The following is an 18599-nucleotide window of genomic DNA, read 5'->3' on the forward strand; positions in this document are numbered from 1 at the left end:
TTTACAGGAGTTAGGAGTTAGGAGTTAGGAGTTAGGAGTTAAATATTTTTTATTAACTCAGCACTCAGCACTCATAACTCATAACTCAATGGGGCTGATTTCTACCCTACTGAAAGGATATGTGCATGGAAGAACGCCCAAGTTGTGGCAATTCCTCCCAAGAGGTAGTGAGCTACCCCGACAGCCCGACCCTGAATAATGCTCAGAGCGCGAGGCTGAATTGCTGGAGCTACCTTCAGTTTGTTATGCGCCCAAACTATGGACTCAATTAGTTCTTGCCAGTAGCCGCGACCACTGAACAGGAACATCAAGCTGAATGCCCAGACAAAGTGAGCGCCTAAGAAGAGTAGACCATAGGCAGATAGCGCACTGCCATAGGAATTGATGACTTGTGTAGCTTGTGCCCACAGGAAGTCTCGCAACCAACCGTTGATGGTGATGGCGCTTTGGGCAAAGTTACCACCAGTGATGTGAGTCACATTCCCGGCTGCATCTACGGTTCCCCAGACATCTGATTGCATCTTCCAGCTGAAGTGGAAAATTACAATCGATATGGAGTTGTACATCCAGAAAAGTCCGAGGAATACGTGATCCCAACCAGACACTTGACAGGTACCGCCACGACCAGGCCCGTCGCAGGGGAAGCGGAAGCCCAGGTTAGCTTTGTCTGGAATCAGACGAGAGCTACGGGCGTATAGCACACCTTTGAGCAGAATTAGGACGGTGACGTGAATGGTGAAGGCGTGAATGTGGTGAATTAGGAAGTCCGCCGTGCCCAAAGCAATGGGCATCATCGCCACTTTACCGCCAACAGCCAAGATACCGCCGCCAAAGGCATAGCTAACTGGTTCTAGGGCATTAGGTGCAGTTGTACCAGGAGCCAATGTGTGGATATTTTGTATCCACTGGGCAAATACTGGCTGCAATTGAATCCCTGTATCAGAGAACAAGTCTTGAGGACGACCCAATGCCCGCATTGTGTCGTTGTGGATGTAAAGTCCAAAGCTATGGAAGCCGAGGAAAATAGACACCCAGTTGAGATGAGAAATAATCGCATCCCGGTGACGAATTACCCGATCCAGCACGTTGTTTTGGTTCACAACTGGATCGTAATCCCGCACCATGAAGATTGCAGCGTGAGCCGCTCCACCCACAATCAAGAAGCCACCGATCCACATATGGTGAGTGAATATGCACAACTGTGTAGCGTAGTCAGTTGCCAAGTATGGATAGGGGGGCATCGCGTACATGTGATGCGCGATGATGATGGTCAGCGAACCCAAGAAGGCCAGGTTAGTAGCCAACTGAGCGTGCCAAGATGTGGTCAGGTTTTCGTAGAGACCTTTGTGACCTTCACCGGTGAAAGGACCTTTGTGGTTTTCTAGGATCTCTTTAATGCTGTGACCAATACCCCAGTTGGTGCGGTACTGATGACCAGCAATGATAAACAGAACTGCGATCGCTAAGTGGTGATGAGCAATATCAGTCATCCACAAGCCGCCTGTTACCGGGTTCAGACCGCCCTTGAAGGTGAGGATGTCAGCATACTGACCCCAGTTCAAGGTGAAGAAAGGTGCTAAACCAGCAGCAAAGCTAGGGTACAGTTCGGTCAACAAGTCTTTGTTCAAGATGAACTCGTGGGGCAAGGGGATGTCTTTGAGAGCAACGCCTGCATCCAAAAGCTTGTTGGTCGGATTGGACACATGGATTAAGTGACCTGCCCATCCCAAGGAACCACAACCTAGCAATATTTGCAAGTGGTGATTCAGCATCGACTCCACATTCTGGAACCATTCCAGTTTGGGAGCGCGTTTGTGGTAGTGGAACCAGCCGGCAAATAGGAATAAGCCTGCTAATACCAAGCCACCGATCGCAGTTACATAAAGCTGGAAGGAGTTTGTAATCCCCCAGCCACGCCATACTTGGAACAAACCGGAGGTGATTTGAATACCGTGGAAACCACCGCCAACATCACCGTTTAAAATGTCTTGTCCCACAATAGGCCAAACGACTTGGGCGCTAGGCTTAACGTTCAACGGGTCCGTTAGCCAAGCTTCGTAGTTGGAAAACTTGGCGCCGTGGAAAATCATCCCGCTCAACCAAACCATCACTACAGCTAGGTGGCCGAAGTGGGCTGAGAATATCTTGCGGGAGATGTCTTCTAAATCGCTTGTATGTGTATCAAAATCATGGGCGAGTGCGTGCAGGTTCCAAATCCATGTGGTGGTTTTGGGACCTCTGGCTAAGGATCTGTCAAAGTGCCCAGGTTTTGCCCATGCCTCGAATGAGGTTGGAACCGGGTCGTTATCGACGATTACTCTTGCCTTTTTTTCCTCTCGCTCCGGAGGACTTATTGTCATTTGACCTCCTCTCTTGATAAGGAATGAGGAATCATGAATACCACAAAGTGAACCATTACCGCATACTCAGAATTTTACTGAAGCCGCGATCAAGACCCTATGTGGAGAGTTGTTTCTCGTTGAATTATAGAGTCTTCACCTGCACTTTGTTAGAGATATTTTAACAATAATTCAAACTTGCTGGAATATTGCTGGAATTCCTGCCTGATCTGGCTTTTAACTTCAAACTATTTGTCTAAAAGTCAATAGATTATCCATTTAATTTACAAAGAATAACAATTCGTAAATTTTATGGTTTTGCTGTATACGGTCGGCGTTCCAGCTTTTGCTGCTATTACTCATGAACATTTGTGTCATATTTCAATTTTTATAAGTAAAAAGCTGTAAAAGATATGACTTATTTTAAAATTTCCTGAGATACACAGAAAAACTTATGGGATGTGAGGCAGATTTCACCTTTTGGGCTATAGTTCCCTATGGACAGTTTGAGCCAAAATAATCTGTCAATTGTCGAAGACTATCACTGGGTGCAACGCATGAACTCGTGGCAGAAAAGGGTGTTAGAGAAGCTTCTCCCTGAGAGGTTGCCGATTCTTAGGTGGGTAATGACATTGGTGCTGGTATTAAGCTTGACCAGTTGTGGCGAGAAAGTCGGTAGCCAGGAAGTATCTACTGGCTATAGAGAAAACCCTGCACAGATTTCTCAAATTTCAAAGCAATTTTCGGAAGTTTCCCCACCATCTGTTATCCAAGAACTGCGGACAATTTTGGAAGTTTATCAGCCACAAGTGACAATTGTTACTCCACAATCTGATGAAGTTTTTCAAGACAACAAAGTCACAGCCAGTTTTCAGGTTAAGGATCTACCAATATTTAAAGACCCACAATTACAACTGGGGCCGCATCTACACGTAATTTTGGATAACCAACCTTATATACCTATTTACGACCTGAATCAGCCTTTGGTTTTGCCAGACTTGTCCCCAGGTACTCATACCCTGCGCGTCTTTGCCTCCCGTCCTTGGCATGAAAGCTTTAAGAATGAAGGCGCTTATGCCCAAACAACATTTCACGTCTTCACCAAAACCGACGACAACAACCCAGATCCTAAATTACCGCTGCTAACTTACAGCCGTCCTCAAAGCAGCTACGGAGCAGAACCAATCTTACTGGACTTTTACCTAACTAACGCTCCTCTGCACCTCGTCGGGAAGGAAAACGCTAACGACGAATTTAGTGATTGGCGCATCCGCTCCACAATTAATGGTGAAAGCTTTATTTTTGATCGCTGGCAAGCAGTCTATCTCAAAGGCTTCCGTCCAGGAAAAAACTGGGTAAAACTGGAATTTCTCGATAATCAGGGAAATCCTCTCAAAAATGCCTTTAATACCACAGTCAGACTGATTGACTTCCAGCCAAAGGGTAAAGACACTTTGTCGAAAATTGTGAGAGGAGAACTTACAGCAGATGAGGTGCGCCCCATTGTAGACCAGAATTATAGACTCACACCTACACCGTCTGTTGAAAAAACACCCCAAATCCAACCGAAGCTAGAAAAACAGCCCATTCCTGAAACTGAAGTTCCAAAAGAATCCAAAACACAGCCAGAACAACCAAAATTGCAAGTTCCAACGGCTGCACCATCTCCCACCTTGTCCCCGACACCACCAGAAATAATTACGCCAACACCAGAACCACAGCCAGAGGTAACGCCGACTCCTGAATCAACGCCCTTACCTGAAAAAGTTGCGCCTCAGCCAACAAAACCTAAATTTGGCGGATTTTTTAACCGTCAGACGGGCAAGACGCCTACTCCACAAGTAACAGTTGCACCATCTCCCAGTTTGCCATCCACGCTGCCAGAGATTATCGAGTCTCCTGCACCAGAAATAATTACGCCAACACTAGAACCACAGCCAGAGGTAACGCCAACTCCTGAATCAACGTCGTTACCTGAAAAATTTGCGCCTCAGCCAACAAAACCTAGATTTGGCGGATTTTTTAACCGTCGGGCGGGTAAAGTCCCCACTTCAGAAGCACCAATTGCACCATCTCCTAATTTGCCTTCTACATTGCCAGAGATTATTGAGTCTCCGACACCAGAAATAATTACGCCAACACCACAACCACAGCCAGAGGTAACGCCAACTCCTGAATCAACGCCGTTACCTGAAAAAGTTGTGCCTCAGCCAACAAAACCTAGATTTGGCGGATTTTTTAACCGTCAGACGAGCAAGACACCTACTCCAAAAGTAACAATTGCACCATCTCCTAGTTTGCCTTCTACATTGCCAGAGATTATTGAGTCTCCAGCGCCAGAAATAATTACGCCAACTCCTGAATCAACACCTTTACCTAAAACAACAGATCGCGATCCAGAAAAACCAGAATTAACCAAAAACACTCAACTGCAACTCTTGCGCTAAAGCCTCAACAAATGCGATCGCACCTACAGGATTTCCGATATTATCCAACCCAGGACTGTAACAAGCGATCGCACCGGAACCTGGTACTATTGCTACAAGTCCACCACCTATTCCTGATTTCATTGGTAGACCAATCCTGACTGCAAACTTGGCAGAAGCTTCATAAAGTCCACAAATTGACATCACAGCATTGACAATTCGGCGATTTTGTGATTTTACCAAGCCATTTTCACAAGCTAGGAGTTTTCCTAACAGGGCTAAATCTTCAACTCGCCCAGAGATACAGCATATTTGCTCGTAGGTGTCAAGTGCTGTTTCCAGATTTTTTAAATGGCCAGCTTCGGCGAGATAATTAGCGAACGCTTGATTGGCTTTTGAGCGGGTTAATCGTACAGAAGCCAGCATGACTTCATCTAACTTTAGTTGGCAACCTGCTAATTGGTTGAGCCATTGACAAAATAAAAAAGTGCGATCGCTTGCGTCCTTTCCTGGTAATTTATCAGCGAGGGTAATTGCCCCACTATTAATCATCGGGTTACGGGGATGGCCGCGATCGGCAATAAGTTGTTCTAAAGAATTGAAGGGTGCATCCGAAGGTTCAACGCCAACCCACCCAAAAACTGTTTCTGCTCCTAGATGTTCTAGCAGATAAAGTAGAGAAAATGTCTTAATAACGCTCATTAGCGGGAAGACACAAGTTGTATCCCCAAAGCTGATAGTTTTCCCCGATTCACAGCAGATATGAACTGCAAACCAAGCAGGATCAGCCAAAGCTAATTGCGGAATGCGATCGGTAATTTGTCCCTGTTTAGCCTGGATTTTAGCTTGTTTTACCCAAGCTGATAATTCCGTAGTAGTTAATTTTTCAAGTTCTTTCACAACAGATACAGTCACGTTAAATTACTTATAGTCAATAAGCACAATGCTTACATTTCTTAATTACGAATTACGTTAGCGAGTCCTTGAGCGTCATTACAAATTACGAATTACCATGATTCCCCGTGTCAGAGCGCCAGAATTACCACAAAATTACTCTTGGTTCAATACCGACAAACCCTTGTCTCTCAAACAACTTAAAGGTAGAGTCGTAATTTTAGACTTTTGGACATACTGCTGTATTAATTGTCTGCATATTTTGCCAAACCTGAAATATTTAGAGCATAAATATAAAGATAGCTTGACTGTTATTGGTGTCCACTCTGCCAAATTTGACAACGAAAAGGAAACAGAAAATATTCGCCAAGCTATCCTGCGCTACGACATTGAACACCCAGTTATAGTTGACAGCAATTTTCGAGTTTGGGAAGAATATGCTGTACGTGCTTGGCCTACGTTAATAATTATTGATCCAGAAGGTTACGTGATTGGCCAGATTTCTGGTGAAGGAAACTGTGACTCTTTAGACGAGTTGATTCAAAAGTTAATTCAGCAACACCAGCAGAAAGGCACGATTAATTTTCAAGAACTCAGCTTGATTTTAGAAAAACAGCGCCAACCATTAATTACACCCCTAGCTTTTCCTGGTAAAGTCTTAGCTACCAAAGCGGGTTTGTTTATCGCTGACTCTGGACATCACCGCCTGATTATGAGTAGCTTTGATGGAGAAATTCTGCACTTAATTGGTACTGGAAAATCAGGTTTAACTGATGGTGCTTTTCACGAAGCGCAATTTTTTGCACCACAGGGAATGGCATTTGATGCCGAAAATCAGATTCTTTATATTGCTGATACAGAGAATCATACCCTGCGGCGAGTTGATTTAAAGCGTCAAGTAGTGGAAGCGATCGCAGGAACTGGTAAACAAAGCCGCAATATTCATCCTCATGGCGGTGCTGGTTTAGAAACTGCACTAAATTCTCCTTGGGATTTAGTGAAAGTGGGAAATACCTTGTTTATTGCAATGGCTGGCCCCCATCAAATCTGGGAAATGGATTTAGAAACTGGCATCATTAAAACTTATGCTGGTACTGGTGCAGAAGGTTGTGTTGATGGTTCACTTACCGAATCTGCCTTTGCTCAACCTAGCGGTATCACCACCGATGGAAAAGAATTATATATCGCTGACAGTGAAGTTAGTTCAATTCGTGGTGTTGAAATTGTAGAACCTTATCAAGTGCGAACCGTTTGCGGTAGTGGGGGTTTATTTGGCTTTGGTGACGTTGATGGACAAGGTGAAGATGTCCGTTTACAACACTGTTTAGGAGTGGAATATGCTGAGAATTTTTTGTGGGTGGCGGATACATATAATCATAAAATTAAATTAGTTAGTCTGAGTGGGAATTGTCAAACAGTTTTGGGAGATGGTTTTGCGGGTTTACAAGATGGACAAGGTAAGAATAGCCGATTTTTTGAACCTTCGGGATTAAGTGCTATGGATTCATATCTATATATTGCTGATACTAATAATCATGCCATCCGCCGCGTAGATTTAAATACTCTTGAGGTGACAAGGGTAAATTTTACCAATTTGTGTACGCCAAATGTTTGTATTCCGCCTAATTTGTAGAATGATTACCTCACGCAGAGACACAGAGCTTTTCTTTGCGCCTTTGCGTGGGATTTTAAAGAGAATAAGTTCAATAGTGCTACTGTAGATCAAAGTTTGAAAGGGAGAGATTCAAATTTTTCATCCATAATTATAAATTTATCTGCCTTGATCCCTTTAGGTGTGTCAAACAGGAAATCTACAGAACGAGCTTCACCTGGAGAGAAGGGTTTACTTAGCAATTGAACATCATATTTGTACTCCCTCTCTTTAGAATCGTATTTGTTGCCTTTTGAGTCAACTAATTTTGAGAATGAAAGACTGAACCATGCATTATCCTCTCGTTGTCTTTTGCTACTTGTGTTTTTAACGGTTACAGAAACCACTGTCCAAACTTCAGCTGCTTCGTATGTGCTGTACTTCCCTTGAATTTTCTGTCCTGCATATTTAACGCCTGTGACGTTAACTTCCCAACCTTTGCGATTAACTTTACCACTAACTGCTTTTGAAAGTGGTTCAATGTTAGTAGTATCGGCGGCATTTGCTTGAGATGACGAAGGCTCTAATTTGGCTTGTTGCGAAGGTGTACAGGCAGAAATGATAAGTAACAATGCTGCAATAGATAGATATTTGAATTTATTCATGGTTGCACTCTGGTTATATATCCAAACCTCTTTAAGTCTTTTGAGAGGTTTGTTATTATAGTTCCCAAAAAGTGACCAACCTTAACAAATGATAAAATTTGAGTTTTTCTAAATCTAGGGGTAGGTTGGGTTGAGGAACGAAACCCAACACCAAGAATCTTTGATTTTGTTGGGTAACACGAATGTTCAACCCAACCTACAAATCTTTGATTTTTTCATAATAATAAAAGAGCGTTATCTTTATCATCCTGAATATCAGTATTATCACTAAATTGATGTTGACAATTGCGGATTAAAATAGTTGATTAGTTTAAATTATCACATGGGCACTTCCTAAATTACATTGATTACTAGGATTAACATGAACAAGATATGCCAACTATTAGACTTTGATGCTGATGTTTTGTTATTTAATAAAGATACGTATATCGTTAGCAGATTCAAAGAATTGATATCTGAAAACTTTAGACACAAACTTTATACAAAATCAGATAATGTTAATGTCACTGTTTCAGGAATTTTTCAAAAGTTATGCATAAACGAAGTAAGTTTTCTAGTTGAAGATGTCACATGGCAATCTTCTAGTGAAGGCATAAACTGTCAAGTTTTCAAAGTTGGCTCTACAGACTGGCAAGCAGGGAAACTTAGAATAAAAGTATCTACAGAAATTATCTCCATTATTTCTCCATTAACTCAGAAGGCAGCTCATAAGGCAGCTGAAAAACTGAACATTACTGTAGTGTTAGAATTTTATCCTGATAATTCTAACGAACCCGAATCACCTTTAGATGATATTCGTAAAATGATACAAGTAACATGAATACTATCCTCCACATCACCAAACGCGAAGAATGGGAAGACGCGAAAATACTCGGTAGCTATTGCGCTGATTCGCTAGAGACTGAAGGCTTTATCCACTGTTCAAAATCAACGCAAATACTCAAAGTTGCAAAGAGATTTTTTGATAATCAAAAAGAATTGGTACTACTGTTTATTGATTCTGATCAAGTCCAAGCTGAAATTCGCTATGAACCTGCTGAAATAGGCGAATTATTTCCTCATATTTATGGTGAGTTAAATATTGATGCTGTGTATCAGGTGATTGATTTTGAAGCTGGGGAAGATGGTTTATTTGAGTTGCCGCAAGAAGTTATAAATTTAGAATAACGTAGACGCTTCGGCTTGCCGCAGGCTACCGCAGAGGCGCAGAGGACGCGGAGGAGGAGAGATGAGAAGTGAAGGGTTTGATGTAAGTTTTGACTGTGTAAACGCGGTTTCTAACCGCCCAACTAAAAGGATTCCGCGCTTTACTTAAAGAATGGGGAATTAATCTAGAGCAATTGTGACCGAATTTAATTTACAAATCCAAGAAAATAGCGATCGCTTGTCAACTCCACTGGAGGATGCAGCGTCTAGCTTACTTTCCTCCAGTAATACAATACACTGCGTCAACACTAAAGGCGATCGCCTTGACCGTTACCTTTCCCAAGAATTACCAGATTTATCCCGTTCCCGCATCCAACAGTTAATCGAACAGGGTAACGTCCAACTTAACGATAAAGTTTGCACATCTAAGAAGATCAATGTCAAGGTAGGCGATCGCATCACTCTCGAAATACCAGAAGTCCAACCCTTAGAACTGCTAGCAGAAGATATCCCCTTAGATATCCTCTACGAAGACGACCAGTTACTTATTCTCAACAAACCCGCAGGCTTGGTTGTCCATCCTGCGCCCGGTCATCCAGATGGCACTTTGGTAAATGCCCTGTTGGCACACTGTCCCAATTTACCAGGAATTGGGGGAGTCCAACGTCCGGGAATCGTCCATCGATTGGATAAGGATACTACGGGTGCGATCGCGATCGCTAAAACAGATATTGCCCATCATCACCTACAAGCACAACTCAAAGCTAAAACTGCACGGCGAGAATATTTAGGCGTAGTTTACGGTGCGCCAAAAACTGAAAGTGGCATCATCGACTTGCCCATTGGTCGCCATCCCCAAGACCGCAAGAAAATGGCAATCATACCCGTTGAACAAGGCGGCCGATCTGCCGTAACTCATTGGCAAGTACTAGAACGCCTCGGTAACTTCACCTTAATTCACTTTCAATTAGAAACTGGACGCACCCATCAAATTCGCGTCCACAGTGCCAAAATGGGTCATCCCATTGTCGGCGACCCAGTTTATAGTTCCGGTCATTCAGTGGGGGTAAATTTGCCTGGTCAAGCACTGCACGCTTGGCGATTAAAATTGCAGCATCCCGTATCTGGGGAGTTGATTGAGGTGACAGCTACTCCTCCCACCCACTTTACAAAACTTTTGGAGATGTTAAAAAGACGAACTGTACTTTAAGCTCATCCTACGTCTGAAAGCAGCACCATTTTACAGACATCAGGCATTGATAAAAAAACCATGCCCAATGCCCAATGCCCAATTCCCAATTCCCATTAACAACTAGCGTGCATCAGACATGGGATAGAGTCTGTTTCACTAGTTATATCTAAATGAAACTCCTACATAACCCACGACTTATGCACGCTATAAAATGATCAAATGGATGTACTAGCCAGCCACCGACCAAAAATCGTTATTTAATTCCTGCCAGTTGCCGATAAGGTACAGACTTTTCGATATCGATGTTGAATGACGAGATCCTTTGTGGCGCATTGCCAGTTGCATTGACGCTTTGTGCCATAGACAAGAATAGAGCTGGATCGCCAGCTTTGGGCTTTTGCTCTTGTGGAAGGAATCTGCGTACTTCGACCTGCCAAATGATTTGGGGGAAACCTAGTTTAGCACGGTGGTAATCTTCGTATCGAGGAGATTTGATGTTAAATGGCAACTCACCTTCAGATTGGGATGGCAGTATCCTACGGCGTTGATAGGGAACTGTGGAGTATCCAAAATTGCTCAGGTACTCTTCAGTGTTGAGAACTTCATCAATAAAGCCTCTAATACCCTTGGTAGCGACTACAATTGACCAGGCGATTTTTTCCCGCTCGTTATATGGGTCGCGTCCCAGAACGCGCTGGATTACTTGCTCAACAAAGCGATAATTATTGTTGAGGTCGTAGAAGCTCTTCTTAAAGGTATTGGAAAGCACCAACCCACGAATAAAGTCCCGCACTGTAATTTGTCCATTACGGAGTTGGGACTCTAGATATATTTCGCGATCGGCAGCAAAGGCATAAAAGAAAAGTTGACGATATGCTGCTTCGATCAGATCACCTAAATCTGACGGGGACAGTATATTGTCTGTAGTAAAAATCCTGGGCTGTTCATCACCCGGTACTTCATATGCAGCTACACGCTGGTTTTGGCTTGAAGGGTCATATGTTAATAGAGGAATTGCCACTCTTAGGCCTCCGTATTCTTAATTAAAGTTAACAACTTTAAATCATATATTAAGGGAGTAGTTGGATCAGAATCTGAGGTTCTGATAAAATTTCACGAAACTTAACTAAGGATAATTTAACTATTCATAGTAAAAATGATTAGCCGCCTCGATTCAAGCCATAGCTAATCAATAAAAAGAGTGGGGCTTTTTGCTCTAATACTTGTAAATATACTAAAAACATTGTTCACATATTTCAGATTAGAAGATTCAGTTTCACCTTTTTGAACGGAAGCAATAATTTTTAACATTTAGCAAAAGAAATTAATGATAAATGGGGCATTGGGCATTGGGCATTGGGTATTGGTTATTAATTCTTCTCCCTTATCTTCCCCTGCCCCCTGCCCCCTGCCCCCTGCCCCCTTCAGCGACCTATCCAAAATTCCAGGGGATCTAAGGTTGACTTACAGTGAGGCCAACTACGCAAAGTTGCTTCCATCCCTGCCTCCCAATTGGGTGGTTCCAATCCCAGTCCTAAACATAGATGAGATAGGATGCTAGCAAACTGCTGATTGTGACCAAAGTCTCCTAGATGGGCATGGGCGTATTCATGAACGACTACACCAAACCAGTCTCTAGGTGCAATTCGACCGACATCTACCAAAATGGTGATTGGGTTTGTGAGAATGTTGCACAACCCATCTATGCCGAAGGATTGAGCTATGGGTACTGCAAAAATTTGGATCTGGCGACGCTCTTGGGGATGAAAGCACTCATGACAAACTTCTAGATAGGCGTTGATCTGAGCGTTAACGGTGTTAATATTCTCGCCGATCCAAGTGCAAATGGGGATGCGATCGCGCAGGTTATCAAACACATCCACCATCCCCGGTTCTAGGGCAAGTCCCTGTACCCGATGCAGATAATCTCGGCCACGAGTAAAAGCATCGCTCTGCTTGAGATCATTCACCAGCCTAAAACGGAATAAAACTGTCTTTTTTCTAGAACATCCTGCCCAAGTCTTTCTGTTACTTCTTCTGTGCTGGAAACCTCAACAGAAGTTTCAATGCGGCTTTCAGTACAAAACGATGCAGTGCTGAAGCCACCAAACCGTTTGACTGTACTGGTTCGCAGTCGCATGTTTGGGCTGGCGAACCAGAATCGCTCAATGGAACTCATTGTTTCGTATTCGGTTGTCAACACTAGTCCATCTTCATCATCCATGTGAAAAAGACCGACTACAGGCACAATTTCGGCGTAGCCTCTTTCGCGCAGTAATTTGCCAGCTCTAGGGTTATCGCCATCAGGGACGATGGCAAATATGGTTTTCCCCTGATGGTTTTCTTCACCCTCTCTATCCCAAGCCATTGTGCCTAGCCAACGCACACGCGATCCACCTACTGAAAGGCTGGGGTCAATTTCATGATACTGGCACAGTTCAATGATTTCTGGATGATTGGCTTCCAGAGTTTCTACCTGTATATCCGATTCTCCCGTCTCTGAGCGCTTGAAGGCCAGATGATGAGTTGCCCGTTGCGATCGCCACTTACCAGCACTTAGTTGAAAAAATTCCATTGCGTCTATCAATCTTCTGACTCCTACTTATTACTCCTGCGGATGATGTTTTACGGGTTTCTTTCTTTTTAGAGTTGTTGGTATATAAACATTCTAAACATTACAGCGATTAGCGGTCAGCTTCAAGAAACTCCCTACAGAGGGTGAGGTACACGTTTTGTTATCCAATTGTAAACTTTTATGAGTGTAATTCTTTATAGCTTGACAACGTAGACAGTTTAATGCGTCAGTGCTAAACTAGTGTAAAGCGATGTTTACGATGGGCTAGGCCTACGCGTTCACACTAGCAGTAACAACAAATACCCTTCGATTCAGTCAATCAGAGGAGTGGCTCATGGACTTCCCAATCGAACTAAGCTTAGAGCAACAGTTTCGCTTAAAGAACTTGAAAGACCAGGTACAGAATTTGAGTCAAGAAGAGGCTCAGGAATTCTTGTTAGAAGTTTTACGGCAGATGATGGTGAAAGATAATTTGGTCAAACATCTCCTAAAACAAGCTTAATCAAGTAAAAAACAAGATTTTTTCCTTAAGACTTACGCAGTGGCAGAGTTCCAGTGAAACGGGTAAGTCTTAATTTTTTGGGCACTTGTACTGAGCATCTCGGCTTCTCTACGAGACGCTACGCGAACGCTCGATGGAGTCGGCGTCGAAGTAGCAAAGCCGAGGTAAGCCGTTAGCGCAGCCTCTCCAAGAGTTGTATTGGGCATTAAGTATTTCCAAGATAAATATTACAGATTATTACTTTGTCTCTCATAGTAAAGACTAGGGTACTAGTGATCCCCTATGTTTTTGTTTGGCTACTCGCAGTTAATCCTGATCGAGAACATGCCAAAAATAATATCCGCCATTTGTGAATATTAAGGAGAACTCATGGTTCTTGATGCTTTTTCCAGAGCTGTAATTGCAGCTGATGCCAAAACCGCTCCTATCGGTGGTGCTGACTTGGCAGCCCTTAAGTCTTTCATTGCTGAAGGCAACAAGCGCCTTGATGCAGTGAATGCGATCGCCAGCAATGCTAGCTGTGCGGTTTCTGATGCGATCGCTGGGATTGCTTGTGAAAATACAGGTTTGCTTCAAGCTGGTGGTAACTTGTACCCCACTCGCCGGATGGCTGCTTGCCTGCGTGATGCTGAAATCGTTCTGCGCTATGTAACCTATGCGCTGTTGGCTGGTGATTCTTCCGTATTGGATGATCGTGCTTTGAACGGTCTGAAAGAAACCTACACAGCTTTGGGCGTACCCACCACCTCTTCTATCCGGGCTTTCCAAATCCTGAAGGCTATCAGCGTCGCTCACATTACCAACACCAACACTGAAGCTAACGCTGGTAAAAAGTTCCGCAAACTGGAAGTTGTTCAAGGCGACTGCTCTGCTCTAGCTGCTGAAGCTGCTAGCTACTTCGATCGCGTTATTTCTGCTCTGAGCTAACAACTCATGCCTAAAGGCTATTAGCCAAGCAAACTGAAATTAAAACTCGATCAAATCTAATCTGGAGTATAAAAAGCAATGAAATCAGTTATCACTACGGTTATTGGATCTGCTGATGCAGCAGGTCGTTTTCCAACCACCTCTGATTTAGAATCCGTTCAAGGTAGCATTCAGCGTGCTACTGCTCGTCTAGAAGCTGCTGAAAAGCTAGCTACTGGTATCGATAACGTAGCTAAAGAAGCTTATGATGCTGCCTTCAAGAAATATCCTTACCTAACCCAAGAAGGTGAAGCTGGCGCTACCCAAGTCAAGAAAGACAAGTGCCTCCGCGACATCAAGCACTACCTACGCTTGATCAACTACAGCTTAGTTGTGGGCGGTACTGGCCCTCTGGATGAGTGGGGTATTGCAGGTGCTCGTGAAGTTTATCGCTCTTTGGGTCTGCCCACAGCTCCTTACGTTACCGCGTTGACTTACACTCGCGATCGCGCTTGCTCTCCTCGCGACTTGTCTCCTCAAGCGTTGGTTGAGTTCCGCGCTCTTCTCGACTACGTAATCAACTCCCTTTCATAGTAATAGGGATTGACTAGACGTAGACGAGCGATCGTTATACTCTAAAACTCAGGGACTCTCAGTCTGTTGCTTTGCCTATATCAGGTTGAGTAATTGACCAAGAGTCCCTCTGTTTTATTGTAAGTAACTCCTGTGAAAAATTCAAAATTAAACCGTTAGGCAAATAAACATTGCATATTTATTCATAAGGGTCGTCGTTTATCGTTGGCCAATTGTATTTAAATTGGTGATTTGGGATTTTCATTTTACTAAACCTATGACAACAGATTCTCTATTTGAACAATTGAAACACCCCAACCCCAATCTGCGGGAACGAGCCATGTGGGAACTGGCTGATGTCCGTGATGAAAATACCATTCCTCGGCTGATGGGTATTTTGGATGAGGAAAATGTTACCTACCGTCGAGCTGCGGTAAAGGCACTAGGTGCTATTGGTACAGATGCAGTACCGCCACTGGTAGAGTCATTAGTAAATAGCGATAATGCGACCATTCGGGGTAGTTGTGCTAAGGCCCTGGCACAGGTTGCTGCCAACCATCCCGATGTTCCCTTCCCGACTGAGGGATTACAGGGATTAAAAACAGCGCTCAATGATCCAAATGCCGTTGTTTATATTGCATCAGTCATGGCGCTGGGTGAGATTGGTTCTCCTGCCTTTGAGATTTTGACTGAAGCTTTGAAAACAATAGATAATGTTGCGCTGGCTGTGGCGATCGTCAATGCACTCGGTTCGATGGGTGATATCCGAGGGGTGGAAGTGCTGACAGCATTAACTAATGATGAAACTGCCGATCCGTATGTTCGTGAATCAGCAGTGAGTGCTTTGCCGCGATTAGATCAAGTGATTAACTATAAGAGAGGATAGCGATCGCATTCACACCATATCCAAAAAATAGTTAATCACCAAACCCACACTTTCTTATTGCACTGAAATAATTTAGGTATTGGACTCTAACTGTCTCTCAATTTGAGAAATCGCCAACTTGATCACTGCCTGAACCCCCGCTTCACCTTCCTCGGTTAATGCGGCTTGCAGGGGTTCTAAGGAAGTGCGATCGCCAATTTTCATCAATGCCAGAGCCGCCGCTTTTCGAGTTTCGCAATCGGTATGATGCAGTAACTCCACCAGATTAGGAATCGCTGGTTGATAAGCCAGACTGCCCAAAGCAGATGCCGCTTCACACCGCACCATTTGGGATGAATCAGTAAGAGCGTTCACCAGAATGTGAAATGCTCCTTCTTCAGTGCCTTCTTGAGCAATTTTAGCGATCGCACCTACCACCGCAGCCCGAACATCAGCCGAGTCTGAGTTAATTTCTCGATATAAATGCTCCTTCGCTTCTGCTCCAATAAATCCCAATGCCCATACCGCATGTCCTTTGGCACTTTCTGGATACTCGGTTGACGCTAAGATTTTCAGCAATGCTGGCACAGCTGCCTTACCTATTTTGGCAAGCCCTCCCACCGACGAGGTTTTGACCACTGTATCTTCATCATTTAAGAGAGCGTTAACCAAGGTGGGAACTGCGATCGGATCAGCGATCAGTGTCAGGGTTTTGGCGCTAGCTCTGCGTACAACTGGGTTTGGGTGATTTGCCACAGCTTGCATCAATAAAGGGGTCGCTGGTTTACCGATTTTACCCAACACCTCCGCAAAACTCAACCTAACCATCCCCCGTGAGTCTCCCATACTCTCAATCATCTGCTTGAGTAGCTCTTGGTCATCAGGGTTGAAGGTATTTAAGCCTAATTGCTCACTGACTGCTGCTAGTATTGCATCAGTTTCTGCCTGAGACAGATTTAACGAATCCTCCCCGGATTGAGTTTTGGAGTTGAGCATGTGACTTATAGCTAAATTATCAAGATAGATTACTAGTTGCTGACTCTCAGAGCAGCCTGTTGATTACGGAGTTCCTCAAGGGCAGAATCAATCTTGGTAAGTTCAGGCTCTAGTTTTGCCATAACATTTACTCTCATCAACTTAGCCCGTTTTGCTGTTTCTGTAGTTTCTTGGACTAGACGTTCTCGATATAGCTCAAGTTCTGCAATAACTTCTGCTACATCTTGAGCGCTTGGGTTATCGGTTGTTGTGAGTTCTGATGCTTCATCCATAACTTTTGTTTCCTAAATGCGTGTTTATATAAATGATGTGCAGTCAGTGTTCGACTATCGTTTGTATTTGATTATTTGCTAGACAAATGCATATATTATGATCTTCTCAGATCACGTTACCACTGGTAAAGCTTTTTGACGGAAATCTTCAAAAGTCGTACCCAACTACAGCCTTTGATCTAAGTTCTGATAAGTCTTTTAGGCTTTTTTGAATGAAAGTGCGACGCCGAATAGCCCTTCGTAGATATCGCGCGTTCAAATACAGCCATTATCCTGACTGGTTCCCAGCCTAGAGGCTGGGAACCGCTCCTGGGAGGCTCCGCCTCCAGTGGGTTGATGAGAGGCAATACAAGACTTTGGGCTTATCTTAGTGCCATTCGATTTAGACAGTGAGGGCGATGCCAACGACGTTCCACCTTCGAGACGGAACTGAGCAAAGTGCAGCAGGACTTGAGTACCTTCCTAATAAAGATTGAGGCGTGGGCTAATAGGATCAGGTTTCCAGAACCTAGCAAGCTATCGTCTAAGTTTGACGAATGCTTTGCTATTTCACGTAAATGGTCAAAGGAATAGTTACTAACTGCGGAAATAATTCTTAATTCGTAATTTGTAATTGAATTCTTAACTACGAATTACGAATTACGAATTATTTTAAGAGGTTTCCTCAAGTGGGAAAATATCTCCCCGCAAGTAGGACTCAAAGTTTTTCTTAAAGTATTGAATGCTCGTCACATTCGGTTCATCGCTTTCTGTTGGCGTGAATTCATAAATTGGTACTTTTTCCCTCACCAGCTTAACCAAACTAGGATGAAGCTGCTCAAAAGAATCTACTCTAAATATTGTGGTTTCAAATCTTAATTTAGCTGGATGAGCATATCCTAACTTCATCCAGGGCAACCAAGGACAGTCCCTTGCCCACTTAGCAGAAGGGACTTCAGTTGCATCGGGTCGGCAAGTATTTGATATAAAGTACTCAACTCCCTTAAACTTTTCTCCAGGGCAATAGTCTGAATATTTGCTATCTCCTGCTAAGGGATGCGGATATTCTAAAGGAATTTCCATGACAGAGGTAATATATCCCTTGCCTTTGGGTATGACAACTTTTTTTGGTTTGACTGAGCCTTGGACAATGCGGTTAGCAATGTGGACTACTGGTACTGGTTGACTTGCTGTTGGTGACTTCCAAAAGTGCAGAATCTCTTGCGTATCTGGGTCACAAAATAAACCCAACTCTCTATTGATGCGATACCCGACTTCGCCGGACTCAGGATCGGGCTTGAGAAATACTTTGGTAGCATTCATGCCAATAATAGAGAACAATTTTTCTTTTGGCTTGTCTTGTGTTTCTTGCCACCAAATTTCCCCAGACCAGTTGTAATAAATCTGTAACCCATGATTTTTTCTGTAAAAATCGAGGTTATTAAATTCGTAGTCATCTAAGTAATCACTCATATCTGTTTCTATCATCCTTAAATGGCTGCGTACACGCATACTCCTACGGAGAAGCAAGCGACGCGGAGCGTCTCGTAGAGAAGCGGCTTGACGTTAGACATCGCAACTCTCACTCAGTAGCTCAGTAAGCGGATTTTATTTTATTTTGGTCTAAACTCCAACCTAACTAGCAACTGCATTTTTTGGTGGTTTAATCCTCAAACAT

19 protein-coding genes are annotated in these 18599 nt (G+C 43.6%); 9 read left to right on the forward strand and 10 right to left on the reverse strand.

The genetic code is table 11. The features are described 5' to 3' along the window. Window positions 1–101: 101 nt before the first annotated feature. A complete protein-coding gene (gene psaA / locus V7K30_RS13900) occupies window positions 102–2360 on the reverse strand; it encodes a photosystem I core protein PsaA (RefSeq protein WP_335000033.1) in 2259 nt (752 codons plus the stop codon). A 476-nt stretch (window positions 2361–2836) separates the two neighbouring features. On the opposite strand from psaA, the gene V7K30_RS13905 reads away from it, so the two are divergent. Further along, the gene (locus V7K30_RS13905; RefSeq protein ID WP_442941062.1) at window positions 2837–4786 is read left to right on the forward strand and encodes a hypothetical protein; all 1950 of its coding nucleotides are present in this window, start codon (window positions 2837–2839) and stop codon (window positions 4784–4786) included. Here the strand turns inward: V7K30_RS13905 and V7K30_RS13910 are convergent. Continuing rightward, window positions 4751–5665, reverse strand: a complete 915-nt coding sequence (locus V7K30_RS13910) for a glutaminase (protein ID WP_335000195.1) — start codon at window positions 5663–5665, stop codon at window positions 4751–4753. The genes V7K30_RS13905 and V7K30_RS13910 overlap by 36 nt on opposite strands. A 112-nt stretch (window positions 5666–5777) precedes the next feature. Here V7K30_RS13910 and V7K30_RS13915 point away from each other — a divergent pair, with 112 nt between their 5' ends. After that, window positions 5778–7292 carry a thioredoxin-like domain-containing protein gene (locus tag V7K30_RS13915; protein ID WP_335000035.1) on the forward strand — a complete coding sequence of 505 codons (1515 nt, stop codon included), beginning with the start codon at window positions 5778–5780 and terminating at the stop codon, window positions 7290–7292. Between the two features lie 89 nt (window positions 7293–7381). Here the strand turns inward: V7K30_RS13915 and V7K30_RS13920 are convergent, their stop codons facing one another. Beyond that, a complete protein-coding gene (locus V7K30_RS13920; RefSeq protein ID WP_335000037.1) occupies window positions 7382–7915 on the reverse strand; it encodes a DUF4352 domain-containing protein in 534 nt (177 codons plus the stop codon). A 361-nt stretch (window positions 7916–8276) separates the two neighbouring features. Between V7K30_RS13920 and V7K30_RS13925 the strand changes: the two genes are divergently transcribed. The 3 genes from V7K30_RS13925 to V7K30_RS13935 all read left to right on the forward strand — a co-directional run bounded on the left by V7K30_RS13925 (window position 8277) and on the right by V7K30_RS13935 (window position 10271). Next, complete coding sequence (locus V7K30_RS13925) at window positions 8277–8735, forward strand: KGK domain-containing protein (RefSeq protein ID WP_335000039.1); 459 nt, start codon at window positions 8277–8279, stop codon at window positions 8733–8735. Beyond that, window positions 8732–9082, forward strand: a complete 351-nt coding sequence (locus V7K30_RS13930) for a DUF952 domain-containing protein (RefSeq protein WP_335000040.1) — start codon at window positions 8732–8734, stop codon at window positions 9080–9082. Before V7K30_RS13925 ends, V7K30_RS13930 begins: the two co-directional genes overlap by 4 nt. A 271-nt stretch (window positions 9083–9353) precedes the next feature. Continuing rightward, a complete protein-coding gene (locus tag V7K30_RS13935; RefSeq protein ID WP_335000197.1) occupies window positions 9354–10271 on the forward strand; it encodes an RluA family pseudouridine synthase in 918 nt (305 codons plus the stop codon). A 235-nt stretch (window positions 10272–10506) separates the two neighbouring features. On the opposite strand, the gene V7K30_RS13940 is transcribed toward V7K30_RS13935, so the two are convergent. The 3 genes from V7K30_RS13940 to V7K30_RS13950 form a co-directional block, all read right to left on the reverse strand. Further along, entirely contained in the window at window positions 10507–11274 is a 768-nt protein-coding gene (locus V7K30_RS13940) for a phycobilisome rod-core linker polypeptide (RefSeq protein WP_335000041.1), read from the reverse strand. A gap of 403 nt (window positions 11275–11677) precedes the next feature. Then, window positions 11678–12223, reverse strand: a complete 546-nt coding sequence (locus V7K30_RS13945) for a hypothetical protein (RefSeq protein ID WP_335000043.1) — start codon at window positions 12221–12223, stop codon at window positions 11678–11680. After that, window positions 12220–12837 carry a phycobiliprotein lyase gene (locus tag V7K30_RS13950; protein WP_335000199.1) on the reverse strand — a complete coding sequence of 206 codons (618 nt, stop codon included), beginning with the start codon at window positions 12835–12837 and terminating at the stop codon, window positions 12220–12222. The genes V7K30_RS13945 and V7K30_RS13950 overlap by 4 nt, the downstream gene beginning before the upstream one ends. A gap of 325 nt (window positions 12838–13162) precedes the next feature. Between V7K30_RS13950 and V7K30_RS13955 the strand changes: the two genes are divergently transcribed. Next, window positions 13163–13330 carry an NblA/ycf18 family protein gene (locus tag V7K30_RS13955; RefSeq protein ID WP_335000045.1) on the forward strand — a complete coding sequence of 56 codons (168 nt, stop codon included), beginning with the start codon at window positions 13163–13165 and terminating at the stop codon, window positions 13328–13330. A 32-nt stretch (window positions 13331–13362) separates the two neighbouring features. Here the strand turns inward: V7K30_RS13955 and V7K30_RS13960 are convergent, their stop codons facing one another. Further along, a complete protein-coding gene (locus V7K30_RS13960) occupies window positions 13363–13536 on the reverse strand; it encodes a hypothetical protein (RefSeq protein WP_335000047.1) in 174 nt (57 codons plus the stop codon). Window positions 13537–13699: 163 nt separating this feature from the next. Between V7K30_RS13960 and V7K30_RS13965 the strand changes: the two genes are divergently transcribed. From V7K30_RS13965 to V7K30_RS13975, 3 genes are all read left to right on the forward strand, one after another. Beyond that, window positions 13700–14257: a bleomycin hydrolase gene (locus tag V7K30_RS13965; RefSeq protein ID WP_335000049.1), complete on the forward strand. Its 558-nt coding sequence runs from the start codon at window positions 13700–13702 to the stop codon at window positions 14255–14257. Between the two features lie 78 nt (window positions 14258–14335). Next, window positions 14336–14830 (forward strand): bleomycin hydrolase, encoded by a 495-nt coding sequence (locus tag V7K30_RS13970; protein ID WP_094328270.1) that lies wholly within the window; start codon window positions 14336–14338, stop codon window positions 14828–14830. A gap of 256 nt (window positions 14831–15086) precedes the next feature. Further along, on the forward strand, window positions 15087–15695 hold the full coding sequence (locus V7K30_RS13975; RefSeq protein WP_335000051.1) for a HEAT repeat domain-containing protein: 609 nt from the start codon (window positions 15087–15089) through the stop codon (window positions 15693–15695). Between the two features lie 72 nt (window positions 15696–15767). Here the strand turns inward: V7K30_RS13975 and V7K30_RS13980 are convergent, their stop codons facing one another. The 3 genes from V7K30_RS13980 to V7K30_RS13990 all read right to left on the reverse strand — a co-directional run bounded on the left by V7K30_RS13980 (window position 15768) and on the right by V7K30_RS13990 (window position 18394). Continuing rightward, entirely contained in the window at window positions 15768–16670 is a 903-nt protein-coding gene (locus V7K30_RS13980) for a HEAT repeat domain-containing protein (protein ID WP_335000053.1), read from the reverse strand. 32 nt (window positions 16671–16702) lie between these two features. Beyond that, window positions 16703–16942: a hypothetical protein gene (locus tag V7K30_RS13985; protein WP_335000055.1), complete on the reverse strand. Its 240-nt coding sequence runs from the start codon at window positions 16940–16942 to the stop codon at window positions 16703–16705. Window positions 16943–17593: 651 nt separating this feature from the next. Next, window positions 17594–18394: a DUF1838 family protein gene (locus tag V7K30_RS13990; protein WP_335000057.1), complete on the reverse strand. Its 801-nt coding sequence runs from the start codon at window positions 18392–18394 to the stop codon at window positions 17594–17596. Window positions 18395–18599: the final 205 nt, after the last annotated feature.

The organism is Nostoc sp. (genome assembly GCF_036917655.1).
GTDB lineage: Bacteria > Cyanobacteriota > Cyanobacteriia > Cyanobacteriales > Nostocaceae > Nostoc.